Source organism: Candidatus Eisenbacteria bacterium (genome assembly GCA_016867715.1).
Classification (GTDB): Bacteria; Orphanbacterota; Orphanbacteria; order Orphanbacterales; family Orphanbacteraceae; genus VGIW01.
Genome location: VGIW01000094.1, coordinates 1 through 12,565 on the forward strand (window position 1 = coordinate 1; position 12,565 = coordinate 12,565).

The following is a 12,565-nucleotide window of genomic DNA, read 5'->3' on the forward strand; positions in this document are numbered from 1 at the left end:
CGGGGAGGTTAAGCGTTCGCGGAGCTCCGCGACGACCTCAAGGTACGTTGCCAGCGTCCGGAGCTTCGCCGAGGAGCCGAGCTCGAGCTGCGTCCCCTCGTTGATGTTGAGCGGCTGGTTCAGGTTATCCGCCTGTACGCGGAGGAGGTTCTCCCCCTCTCCCTTCTCGTAAATGGTCACGCTATAGATGATGCGTGAAGGATCGCCTTGGTCGAGGAGCCGAAAAGCGTCCAGGCCCGCCTCGCGGATGTACTCGGGGTCCTCGAGGCGGCGAAGAAGCCGCGTCGCGCCGTCCTGGACGCGCGCATCCACCGAGCTCGTCACCGTGAGATCGAGACGGTCGAGCTCGTAGAGATCGCTCGCTCCGAGAAGCGAGAGAAGCCGGACCCTAATCGCGTTCGCCGCCTTTCGATCGACGAACGGAATCCGCCGCCGCTCCGCGGAAGGGGACGCCCACGCGAGACGCGCACGCGCCGCGAGGTCCTTCTCGATCGGCGCGAGGATCCCCGCGTTCGCCAAGAGAACGAGATACGAGTCGGTCCATCGCTCGAGCGCGGTTCTCTCCCGAAAATAGGCGGTCGGGCGTCTTTGCGCGAGGATCAGGCTCACCACTTCTTTTAACGCGAGCCCCCACGCCTCCCGCTCCGAGGGATCGATGTCCGCGGCGCGCGAGGAGAGAAGACTGTTCACCTCGTCGAACCGGGATCCGTACCAGGCCGAGAGCCCGTCCCCGAGACCGATCACTTCGCCGTATCCGGAGACCGCGGCGAGCGGGAGGGAGTTCAGGTGTGCGCGGAGGATCCCGCGCCGTGCGTCGATCGTCTCCTCGCCGTCCAGATAGGCGCGAAGCGATGCCGACAGCATTTGCCCGGCTTTTTCCTGAAACGACGAGGTGAACCCGCCGGTGGCATGCCGGTACTTTTCCATCTGCGTCGCGAGCGTGCTCCCGCCGGGAACTTCCCGATCCGGATCGAAGAAGCGCAAGACAGCTTGCCCGACCGCATACGCCAACCGGTCCCATTCGACGGCCGGATTCCGATACGGGGTGTCCGGGTCGAGAAGTTCTCGGTTCTCGATATAGAGAACGATGTCCGCGACGAGCTTCGGGATCTCGTCGAACGATGAATAAACATTTTGTGGATAGATCGTCGAATAGAGAGGTTCTCCCGCCCGATCCAGAATGAGAAGGCCCGCCCGGTCCTTTTCGCGGTAGATCGGAAAGAGGCCGAGATCGACGACGCGAAGGAATCTCTCCGAAGCGCGCGCTTGCGCCTCGATCGTGTATCCGGCGGATTCGAGGGAAGGGAGGATCTCGGGGATACGCGCGTACCCGAGCCGAACGTCGTAGGGACCCGCGCCCGGAAAGCGGATCGCGGGGCTCGGGCCGGAGGCGATCTGGAAGCCGATCTCGCGGCTCACTCGTGAAAACACGAGCGCCTGTAATCGCGAGGTGCGCATCTCCCAACGGAAGAACGCCCCGGCGCCTATGCAGAGAACCGCGAGGATCGCGAAGCGGACACGACGTTTCATGTTTTCTCGGTACCTGATACCCTATTTCTCATACCCTTCATCCCGCCGGAATAGGGTATCAGGTACCGGAAACGGATGCGAGGAGACGCGTGTTGCGCCGCCCGTTGCTTGTCGAGATCATCTTCTACGCAGCGCTCGCCGCCGCCCTTCTCTTCATGGGTTGGCGCCGCTGGGCGGATCCCTGGATGGACTTCGGACGCGAGGTTCTGATCGCGCGGCGCATCTCCGAGGGAGGTCTCTTCGGGAGGGACATCCTTCACCTCTTCGGGCCGCTCTCCGGACATCTCAACGGCGCGGCGTTCCGGATCGCCGGGCCGTCGCTTCGGACTCTCTTCGCGCTGAACCTCGCCGTCCTCGTCCTCATACTCGCGGCCGGACGGTATCTTCTCGGGAGAATCGCGGTGCGCTCCGCGGCGGCCGCGGCGACTCTGGTATCCCTTCCCGTCTTCTGTCTCGGGCGGATCGGCGCGGTTGGGAGCTTCAACTACGTCGCTCCCTACTCGCACGAGCTCGTGCACGGCTACTTGCTTGCGCTCGCATCAATGATCCTCGCGAATGAGGCGGCAGAGAGAGAGAGAGCCGGATGGGCGTTCCTCGCGGGATGCGCGGCGGGGGGGCTCCTTCTCACCAAGTACGAGATGATCCTCGCGGGCCTTCCTGCGGTCGCCTTCCTCCTCGCCGCACCCCCGGGTCGAAGGTCGGGACGAATCGCCGCCGCGCTTCTTGCGGGACTCGCGGTCGCACCCGGTATCTTCTTCGTTTGCTACACGGCGGCGCTCGGACCGCGCGGCGCCGCAGAGGCGGTCTTCGGATCGCTCGTTCTCCCCGCGCGCGCGTCGGTCTCCGGATATTTCTATCGCTCGGGGCTCGGGTTCGATCAGCCGGCGCACCGTCTTCTCGAGATCGCAAGGAGCACGTCCGCTCTCGCGATCGCTCTCCTCGCGCTCTCTCTCGCGGGAAGAGCGCATCGCCGAATCCTGCGGGACCGCGGAAGGCGCGTTCTCCCCGCCGTCTTCTTTCTCCTCTTCCTCGCGGGAGGAGTATGGGTTTTCCCCGTGCTCGATCTCGCGCGCGTCCTTCCGATCTCGACCGCGCTCTTCTTTCTCGCGTCGCTGTTCGCATGGAGGAGGACAAGCGATCCGAGAGAGCGTCTCGCGGCGGCCTATTCTCTCTTCGCACTTCTCCTCCTTGCCAAAATGCTCCTATATCCCAGATTTCACCAGTACGGCTTCATTCTCGCCGCGCCCGCGACCGCCTGCTTGATCGTCGCGATCCTCGATCGGCTTCCGCGCGTCGTTCGCTTGCACGCGCCCGATTCCGCCCGCGCGCTCCGGGCCGGCTTCGCGGGAGTGCTCGCGGCGCTCATGGTCAAGTGGACGATCTTCTCGTGGAACGGATTTCGTGCCGAAAACCTCCCGATCGGCCGAGGCCCAGACCGGATCTTCGTCTCCGCGGAGGGCAACCCGCGGGGAAACTTCGCCCTCGCGCACGATCTCGTTCTCGAGCACGTTCCTCCTGAAGCGACGCTCGCGGTTCTTCCCGAAGGAGGGCTGATCAACCAGACGACCGGGCGGCGATCGCCGCTCTCGCCTCCAAACTTCATGCCCGCCGAGATTCTCGTGTTCGGCGAGGAGAAGATCCTTGGCGAGCTCGCCAAATCGTCACCGGATTACATCCTCATTCACAACCGTCCGATGGTCGAGTACCGGATGCTCGGCTTCGGGCGCGACTACGGGAAACGGATCACGCGGTGGGTGCAGGACGAGTACTACCCGGTGGACGGGTATGGAACGGTGCCGCTCGAGTTCAACAAGCAAGGCGCGATCCTACTTCGGCGAAGATGAAGAGGGAGAGCGAAGAGGGTCGATTCGCTTCGAACGAGATCCGCGGCTCGCCCAAGGATTGATCTCACCCCGCGTGCGGCCGCTCAGGCTCGACGCCTCCTTCCCGCGCGATGTCCGGCGACGCTTCCTCCCCTTCAAACCGCGGCTCTTCTCTCTCCCGCGCGAGATGTCTCACAGCTTCGTCCTCCGGATGCTCCTGGAGGTACATCTCCGCCGGCATCGAGCCGGTGATCCATGAAGGATTCCCGGGATACGCGCGGGGGCAGAAGACGGTCGAGTACAGATGCCATACAACGATCGCGAGCGTCGCCAGCCACGCCTCGTAGTGGTGGATCACAAGCATGACGTCGAGGAAACCCTTCGGAAGATAGCGCACGGCCTGATTGTCGAACCAAAGGAAGAGCCCCGTCACGACCATCACCACTCCGCCCCACACGAGCGCCCAATACTCCGCTTTCTCGACGTAGCCGAAGCGCCCGAAGCGCGGCCCATCCTCGCGTTTCCCCAGATTGTGAAGGATCATCTGCCCGAACTGTTCGAAGTCCTTCTTTCGCGGAAAGATGTCGGCGAAGAACTTCTTTCCGTTCCGCGTCGCGAGAAAGCCCAGGTGCCAAAGACATCCGAAGATGAAGAGACCGGCCGCCGCGCGGTGAACCAGACCGCGCACGCGAAACCCGCCGTCCCATCCGAAGATCTTGCGGAAGATCCACGCCTCGGAGTAGACGAGCGCAAACCCCGTGATCACGAGAACCGTGAAGGAGAGCGTGAGCACGCTGTGCTGGAAGATCGCGTCCGCGTCCATGCGCCGGATCTGCGGGCGCCGCAGAAGGCGGATGCAGTGCTTCCGGAAGTCGATGGCGACATAAACCACCATGAGGCCGATGATCAGGGTGATCGCCGCGATGTAGATCCTCGAGAAGAAGCGCGGCCATCCGGTCTTCCGGCCGACGCCGGTCTCGTGGATCTTCGTCGCGGCGAGCTCCTCGCTCACGCCCGGGTGGCATCCCCCGCAAGTCGCGCGCAGGTTCGCCGGATGAATCGACGAGTTCGGGTCCGTGCTCGGAAGGATCTTGTGCCCGCCGTGGCAGCTCGCGCAGTTCGCGACCGTCGGATCGCCCGCCTTGCTCTTCAAGCCGTGGTATGAATCGACAAACGACGCGAGGCGTCCCGCGGGAATGCCGTACTTTTCGTTCAAGAACGCCGACTCGTGGCACGGGGCGCACGTCGCCTGCGCCACCAGAACCGGGCTCACGCGCGAACGCGGATCGTTCGTCGAAAGAATCCCGTGCTCGCCGTGGCAATGGGTGCAAACCGGGGTGTCCGTCTCGCCGCGCGCGGTCAGCTTTCCGTGGATCCCCTCCCAATAGTCCTGCTCGATGCTCCGGTGGCACTTGCCGCACGTGTGCGGAACATTGAAGTGGTTGATGCTCGAGCTCGCGTCCCCCGGCCCGAAGATCTGGTGGGCGGTTCCTCCGGTCGAATGGCAATCGGTACAGGTCGCGGCGACTGTGATCCCTTCCCGGGTCGCGCGGCCGTGAATGCTTGATTCATAAACCTCAACGGGGCGCTTCTGTCGGATGTCGTGTTTCTTCGCGAGATCGATGTCCTCGTGGCAGCGGGCGCACGTGGCGGGGAGATGGAGCGGATGGACCGGGGAACGATTATCTGTCGAGGGGAGGATCTCGTGGGATCCGTGGCACGCCGCGCAGCCGGGGAGGTCCTTGGTCGTCCCCAAGATCCCTCTTCCGTGCGTCGTGTAGAGCGCGGCCTCGGCGTCGTGGCAGGCGCCGCAGGCGACCTCGGTGAGCTTTTCTTCGTGCGGCAGCTCGACGATGTCCGCGTGGCAGTCGAGACATCCGAAGCCCGCATGCGATGAGAGCGCGACCATCGAATCGCTCGCGGCCGGGATCTCTTCGTCCCCCGCCGCGTGGCACATCGCGCAGTCTTCGGATGTGGGAAGCTCGGAGTAGGAAGGCGCAAAGGCGAACGCGAGACAAAGAAGAACGATCGGGAGAAACCTCGACAACTCGCCCATTTCTCGCCGCCTCGTTCGAGGGATCGCAACTCGGTTCCTGATGATCAAGGAGCTGCGCCGCTCAGTCAATCGAGAAACGCTCAGGCTCTCTCTCCAGCCGGTAGAGCGAGAGGACGGGGCCGCGCGTGCGGGAACCGGGCTCCCAGCGCCTCACGAGGGCGACGCGCGGATCGGAGAGAAGGCGCTCGTATCCGAGCTTCTCGCGAAGCGTGAGGTAGTGGACCGGCGAGTCGGGCGGATACCAGCGCGCGTGGTAGACGCCGTGGAGCGTGTAGCTCGACGTGAAGAAGTAGTCGGCGCCGCGCGCAAGGAGCTCGTCCGCGTCGTAGAGATACCGGCGGAACAAGAGCCGGGGCCACGGTTCGTTTTCGTGCCGCTCGCGAACTTCCGGCGGGGTTTCGTCCGGCCAGATCGGCTCGTCGGCCACGCCGGCGAGCGGAACGATGCGATACATTCTTCGCCCCTCGAGCCGCTCGCGCGCCCGCTCGAGCGCGTCCTCGGAGAGAAATCGTCCGCCCGGAGCGTTCCCCTCGAAGCGATCCATCCGAAGAAACTGCGGGTTGTAAATCATCCCGTCGATTCCGATCGCGGTTCCGCCGGGGATGTTCGCCTCGACCCACTCGCGCGCGAGGGTGCGCGTGTCGGAAAGGTGCGCATCGCGGATCCGCGAACCCGCAAGGACGAGCGCCGGAAGAAGGAGCACGCAGGCCGCAACGGCCGGCGCGCGGTGCCTTGCGAGAGCATGGAGCGCGCCGAGCCCGTCGGAAAGCGCGCGCCCCGCCAGGATCGCGAACACCGGATAGAGCCCGATGCAGTAGTCGAGCCCCTGGTTCCTGAGCGACGTGATCGCGAGGAACGACGGGAGCGCGTACGCGAGGAGAAGCGCGTCGCTTCGGGCGCGGGGCCGGAGGGGAAGACGGGAGAGAGCGAGGCGACCGACCGAAACGACGAGCCCCGCGAGAAACGCCGCGCCGACGATCCCCTCCTCCGCGAGGGTCCGCATCGCAAACCAGAGAACGGGCGGCCCGTGAAGATGCCCCGGATGCCCGGTCTTCATGTGCGACGACTGAAAGAGGAACGCGTCGAGATAGCTTCGGAAGTCAAGGATCCAATACGGGTTCAGCAGAAGGAAGAGCGGCGGGATCACGGCGAGCGAGAGGAGAAGCCCGTTGAAATTCCGCTTCTCGTGCCGCAAGAGATGCGCGGCGGCAAGTGAAAGGACGAGGAGCCCCGTGTTGTACTTGAACGAAACGGAGAGCGCGATCGCGGCACCGGCGAGAAGGGAGTCGCGCCGGCTCCCCCTCTCGAAGACGCGCACGATCGCGAGGAGCGCGAGCGCGCCCGCGAAGGTCATCGCCGAGTTCGGAACGGCCGCGACCGACTGTCCCTGGTGGACGGGCGAGAGGGCGAGAACGCATGCGGCGGCGGCGCCCGCCCACGCGCCGAAGAGCCGCGCCCCGACCCTCCACGCGAGAGCGATCGCGCCGACCCCGAACGCCGCGCTCGCGATCCGCCCGAGAAGATAGAAGACGGTCGGGTCCTCGTAGAAGCGGACGCCGAACTCCGACGCCGACGAAACCGCGCCGAAGAGCTTCATCACTGCGAACGCCGCTCCGTAGAGAACGAGGAGGAGATACTGATAGAGAGACGGATAGTCGAGGAGGAGCGGGCGGAGCGAACGCTCGCCCGCCATCCCGAGCGCGCTGTTCACGACCATCTCCTCGTCGGGGATGTACGCCGAGGGGAGGCCGTACATGAGATCGGCGGCGCGCCAGACCGCGCCGGCGGCGATCGCGGCCCACGCGACGTGCTTCGGGCGAATGCGTGCGAGCACTCTCGTTCCTCCCGGCGCGGCGATCTTAGCACCGGAAGAAGGAAGAGGCACCTGTTTGAGGCTTTGATGAGAGCCGCGAAACCGAACCGCACCTGGGGCTGCTATAATGCCAAGCGGGAGTTTCATAGACCCGCCCCGAAAGAGAGGGGGAGCGATGGAAGGATTTCTGATCGGTCTCGTGGTCGGCCTTCTCGCGGCCGGGTTTTTTTTCGTGCAGATTCGCCGCGCGCGGGGCCGCGCTCCCTCGCCGCCCGCGGTCGTCGTGCAGTCGTTCATCACGGGGGGCGCGCGGTCGCCGAGCTTTCCGTTTATCGAATCCGCACGAAGGAGATCATCACGACGTCGGACCACTGGTTCGGCGCGTTCGGCAAGCGCTACCTCACGTGGCTCTTCAGCAATAAACAAATGACGATGATCTTCGAGTTCGTGATCGACTTCCGCTACAACCTCCAGAGCCCGGAGTTCGCGGCGTCGGGCGACGAGCGGGCCGGCTGGCGCGTCACGCTCCCGCCGCCGAGCCACGACGTCCAGATCCTCGACATGCTCCTCCACAGCGAGGGGAAGACCGAGCTTCTTCCCTGGCTCATGCCGGACATCATCGGGCGCTTCTTCACCGGGGGCTTCTCGGTCGAGGACAAGAACCGGCTGATCGCGGAGGCGAAAGTGGAGGCGGCGCGGCTCGCATCCACGCTCGTCGATCAGTACCAGGAGGACGCCCGCGCCTCGGCGCGGCGCACCCTCGAGATGATGGCGCGGGGCTTCGGCATCGAGAAGATCGCGATCGACTTCACCCCGGCGCGCGAGTTCCGCCCCGAGGTGGACGCCTCGCGGATCGAAAAGGCGCTCCCGGCCGACTCGTGAACCTGGCACACAAGGGGAAAGACGCCTGTCGCCAAGAAAGAAGAAAGGAAAGCCATGAGCGAGAAAGAGAAGATCGTGGGGGCCGCGCGCGCCAATCCCTTCCGCGAGATCGTGCAGCCGTTCATCGATCTCGTCCACGCACCGCGCGCTCTCTGGGGAGTCAACTTGGCCTACGTCCTCGAAGGGATGGTCTACTTCGGGATGCTGGGCTACCTCGCGATGCACTTCTCGGATTTCGTCTTCTCGGGCATCGAGCCGAGCGGGCTTCGGGACGAATACGCCCACGACATGGTGGCGGTCCTGACCGCCGGAATCACGATCGCGATGTTCTTCCTCGGGACCGTCGCCGACCGGAAAGGCGTGCGGTTCGCGCTCCTCGGGGCGTTCGTTCTGATGCTCTTCGGCCGCGTTCTCATCTCGGGAGCGCCGAATCTTTTCGGGCTCCCGCCCGCGGGCCTCTGGTCGCCTCTCCACCTCGTGACGATGGCGGGGATTCTCCTCGTGGTGATCGGGTACGGGATGTACCAACCCGCGGCGTACGCGGCCGTCAAGCAGTTCACGACGCCCAAGACCGCCGGCATGGGGTTCGCGATGCTTTATGCATTGATGAATCTGGGCGGCTGGTTCCCGACGTACGCCTTCCTCTTGCGGGACGAGGATTACTTGAACCTCGGCATCCCCGGCACGTTCTGGGTCTACACGGCCTTCACGTTCGTGGCGCTCCTCTCCACGTGGATCCTCCTCTCCCGCAAGACGGTGGCGCACGCGATCTCCACGGCGGCGGCCGAGCGCGCGCGCATCGAGGCGGCGGAAAAGGCCGCGAAGCCGGAGGAGTCGAAGCCGGCGGCGCCCGCGACCGACGCGGGCCGAGAGGCGAGACGCGTTCCGCGTCACATGTGGCTGTTCGCTCTCCTCGTCCTCGCGGTGGTGGCGCGGGAGATCCCGGCGCCGTGGGGCTACGGCGCCGCCGTCGTTCTCCTCTTGGGCTGGATCGTCTCCGCCGTGATCGCGCGAAGCGCGACATGGATCGCCCGCCATCCTCTCGGGGACGCGAAGTTCTTCTTCTTCATCTTCGCGCTCATGCCGGTCCAGACGCTCTTCGCGTATAACTGGCTCATCCTCCCGCAGTACATCTCCCGCGCGTACAGCGGTTGGATCGGCGACTACTTCGAGATCGCCGCGAACGCCAACCCGATTCTCATCTTCATTCTGGTTCCGATCATCGCGGCCGCCACGCAGAAGGCGAAGGTTTACCGCATGATGATCCTCGGGACGTTCATCATGGCCGCGCCGGCGTTTCTCCTCGCGATCGGCCCGCACGCATGGACGCTCTTCCCCTACATTCTCCTCATGACGGTCGGCGAGGCGATGTGGCAGCCGCGGTTTCTTCAGTACGCCGCGGAGATCGCGCCGCCCGGGCGCACGGGAGAGTACATGGGCGTCGCGCAGCTCCCGTGGTTCCTCACCAAAGTGCTCGTCCCGATTCTCTACTCCGGCTGGATGATGGGCCGCTACTGCCCGGCCGACGGACCCAAGAACACCGAGTTCATGTGGTTCGTCTTCGGCTGCATCGCGATCTCGTCGAGCGTGCTCCTCTTCCTCGCGCGGAACTGGATCGGGAAGGACTTCAAGACGAAGGCGTGATCGGTGCTCCCGCAATCGAAGCCCCCGGGAGGTTCTCCTTGCCGGGCTGCGGAACGCTGCGCACTGTTACTTGGATCGGGTTTCGCGGCCCGGCGCCGAAATCCCCGCCCGTGTGGGCGGGGAGGACGCGCTACTTTCTGAGAGTCTTCCCGGGCGCGTAACGTCCCCAGAAGGCGCTCTTCCGTGCGTGGTTCTTTCTAAGATCGGTCGCGTAGGCGTCGTGCGGCTGAAACCGCCCCCAATCGCTCACCTTCGGCGCGAGAGCGTCGAGCTTGCGGAGATATCGGACTCCGTGCGTGTAGTACTTCGAGATGCCCCTCGCCAGAATCGAGTCGAGCAGCGCGCGATAGATGATGCTCGCCGCGAGAAAGCGCTTGCCGATTTCCATCGCTTCCCCTAGCGGGAGCAAGCGAGGATAGTCGTTCCCTTCCAATTGGTCGGCGAGGGCGAGGAGATACGCATCCGCCTCGTCTGCCCGCCCGCACTCGAAGAGGAACATCGCGTCCGAAGAGGAGAGCTTCTTCGACGCAAGAATGATGCGAGCTTCCTCTTCGATCACACCCGCGCGACTTTCTTCTCCGAGGATCGCGATTAAATCGTCCAGGGCTTCGGCGCACCGATACCGCCTGAAGATCCGCCGCGCGATCTTCTCGCGCTCCGCGACATCGCCGGTCTTCTCGTGCACCTTGAGAAGCAGTTCGTCTCGACGGTCGTTCTCGAACCTTTCTCCGCCCGGGACCGTCCGGATCCAAGCGAGGGCGGCCGTCGCATCGCCCGATTCGAGATAGACCTCCGCGATGTCGTAACAGGCGGCCGGTCCGAGCTCGGGCCACGAGGCCAGGCGCGCTCTCTCGAATGTCGCCGGATCCTTCAGCTGTCGAGCGAATGACTCCACCATCCGGTACCAGCGTCGCGCATGGGGTTCCTTCTCTTCCTGTTTCGCCGCCGACCAGGCCCGAAAGAGAAGCTCGCGAAGAAGCTCTTCGGGGAGATACTCGGCCGCACGGGGGACGAGCGGCTCGCGAACCCCGTAGTCGTCCTCTCCGGCAAGCTTCCAGAGAAGTTCCGCGATCCGGCGCTTGTCGCCTGAGGCGGCCGCATAGTGAACGAAGAGATCGGCGGCGAACACGCGGTAGGTATTCCCCACGCTCCCGCCGGACTCATCGCAGCTTTCCAGCACTTTGGCATCGGTCCCGTAGAACGCGGCGACAAGCTCGATCCCCGTCATCGGATCGTGCACAGCCGATCGGATGTCCTCGAGAAGCGCTTCCATCTTCCCTGCCAGGGCGAACGATTCGCGATACCCGACGAACGATCGCATCCGCTTCAGTCCAGCGATCCCCGCGCGCACCCGGCGGATCTTCTCGTCCCGCGTCTCGACCATCCGCTTCACGAATTCCCCCGCCTCCTCGCTCTCCCGCGCCAGGCGGATCAGTGCGTCCGCCAGGGCTGGCGCTCCGAGCTCGATCAGACGCTTGCGAAGGTCGTCGGACACGACACGGGCCTTTCGCCAGATGGAAGAACTACCTCAGAATCGCCCGCGACAATACTCCTTGATGGCGTTCACGGTGAAAGGAGAATCAAGGAGGCCGGCTCGCAGTTTCTCGAGCAGGCTCTCGGAAACGTCTTCCCGCAAGTGGCATTCCCCGGTCCGCAGCGCCCGCGAGATCGCCGGAACCGAGAAGTACTTCGCGGTGGAGTAGTGGACGGAGGAGGCGTGTCTAACAAAGGAGTGTTCCCCCGGCTGGAGAACCACTGTCTCGTCCGTGAACCGGGTCGCCGTCTGGAGCATGACAGCCACGACTTGCGGGGGATCGCCCTCCGGGTTTGTCAGAATGAACCAGAGATGGGGTTTCGGCTCGCCGCGCCCGCGGAGATAGAGGCTCTGGCTGGCGTGAATACCGTGCATCTACCCGAGGATCTCTTCGGCGGATGCCTCTGCCCGTAGCGTCTCTTCGATTTCCTCGATCTCGGATTCGCTGCGGCCCTCGGCGAGGAAGATGTCCCGGATTTCAATGGGAAGGCTCGACCCCTGCGGATCGCGCCACTCGGGGAGGGTGTGCGAGTAGGCGCGAAGCTGCCACTTGTCCATCCGGCCGAATTCCTCGAACACCTGGCCGAGCAGGTGTTCCTCGGCGGCGGAAAGCTGATCCTTCGGAGCACCGGCCAAGAGAGCGACCTCGTGCCCCTGCCGTTCGGAAATGTGCCGATGCCAGTAGGACGGGTCGGATGGGTCGCGGTCTGCATTGATCTTATCGAGCGTGAAGCTCAACACGGGCCCGTGGGGCATCGATACATACCAGTCGAACGTGATCGGGCGTCCCCACTGGAGGAGGGCTCTCCGGTCCGCGAGGTAGAGCAGCTTGATGAGCTTCATGTGGCTCATCCTGCCGCCGTTCAGATCGAGAAGTTTCGCAGCTGCCTGGGTCGCTTTGTCTTCGCGGTATTTCAGTCGCATGCCGGAACCCTCGTCCGGGGCCTTGCTCCCCTCGCTTCCAGTATCGACCGAAACGTCACCGATGTCCAGGCGGGCCGGCGGACCATGCTCCAGGGCGCTCCTCACGCCTCAGGCGACTCCACCAGCATCCTCGCAAGCTCGAGCGCATCGGCGGGCCAGTACCGCGCGGGGCGCGGATGACGGACGCGCGGATCGCCCGTCGCGGGACGGCACGCGAGAACACGATCGGTCCAGCGCGCGGGAATCGACTCGCGACCGTGCACCGCGCCAAGAAGCGCTCCCGCGATCGCGGCGTTCGTGTCGGTGTCGCCGCCGCGCATCGCGGCGTCGATGATCCCCTCCTCGGCGCTCGCGGCGTC

10 protein-coding genes are annotated in these 12,565 nt (G+C 64.8%); 3 read left to right on the forward strand and 7 right to left on the reverse strand.

Annotated features, from left to right (window positions below; translation table 11 throughout):
* Positions 1-1,530 (reverse strand): transglycosylase domain-containing protein (locus FJY73_12225; protein ID MBM3321433.1); only part of this gene is annotated, 1,530 nt, incomplete at its 3' end.
* A gap of 92 nt (positions 1,531-1,622) precedes the next feature.
* Between FJY73_12225 and FJY73_12230 the strand changes: the two genes are divergently transcribed.
* A complete protein-coding gene (locus FJY73_12230; GenBank protein MBM3321434.1) occupies positions 1,623-3,374 on the forward strand; it encodes a hypothetical protein in 1,752 nt (583 codons plus the stop codon).
* Positions 3,375-3,438: 64 nt separating this feature from the next.
* Here FJY73_12230 and FJY73_12235 read toward each other — a convergent pair whose 3' ends face one another.
* Together FJY73_12235 and FJY73_12240 are read right to left on the reverse strand one after the other, a co-directional pair.
* The gene (locus tag FJY73_12235) at positions 3,439-5,409 is read right to left on the reverse strand and encodes a cytochrome b/b6 domain-containing protein (GenBank protein MBM3321435.1); all 1,971 of its coding nucleotides are present in this window, start codon (positions 5,407-5,409) and stop codon (positions 3,439-3,441) included.
* A 61-nt stretch (positions 5,410-5,470) separates the two neighbouring features.
* Entirely contained in the window at positions 5,471-7,243 is a 1,773-nt protein-coding gene (locus FJY73_12240; GenBank protein MBM3321436.1) for a glycosyltransferase family 39 protein, read from the reverse strand.
* Between the two features lie 66 nt (positions 7,244-7,309).
* Here FJY73_12240 and FJY73_12245 point away from each other — a divergent pair, with 66 nt between their 5' ends.
* Positions 7,310-8,104: a DUF4230 domain-containing protein gene (locus FJY73_12245; protein MBM3321437.1), complete on the forward strand. Its 795-nt coding sequence runs from the start codon at positions 7,310-7,312 to the stop codon at positions 8,102-8,104.
* Positions 8,105-8,158: 54 nt separating this feature from the next.
* Complete coding sequence (locus FJY73_12250) at positions 8,159-9,748, forward strand: MFS transporter (GenBank protein ID MBM3321438.1); 1,590 nt, start codon at positions 8,159-8,161, stop codon at positions 9,746-9,748.
* Positions 9,749-9,878: 130 nt separating this feature from the next.
* On the opposite strand, the gene FJY73_12255 is transcribed toward FJY73_12250, so the two are convergent.
* The 4 genes from FJY73_12255 to FJY73_12270 form a co-directional block, all read right to left on the reverse strand.
* The gene (locus FJY73_12255; GenBank protein MBM3321439.1) at positions 9,879-11,243 is read right to left on the reverse strand and encodes a hypothetical protein; all 1,365 of its coding nucleotides are present in this window, start codon (positions 11,241-11,243) and stop codon (positions 9,879-9,881) included.
* Positions 11,244-11,276: 33 nt separating this feature from the next.
* Positions 11,277-11,657 (reverse strand): hypothetical protein, encoded by a 381-nt coding sequence (locus FJY73_12260; protein MBM3321440.1) that lies wholly within the window; start codon positions 11,655-11,657, stop codon positions 11,277-11,279.
* Positions 11,658-12,125, reverse strand: a complete 468-nt coding sequence (locus tag FJY73_12265) for a SocA family protein (protein MBM3321441.1) — start codon at positions 12,123-12,125, stop codon at positions 11,658-11,660.
* Positions 12,126-12,307: 182 nt separating this feature from the next.
* A partial coding sequence (locus tag FJY73_12270) for an ADP-ribosylglycohydrolase family protein (GenBank protein MBM3321442.1) occupies positions 12,308-12,565 on the reverse strand: 258 nt, incomplete at its 5' end.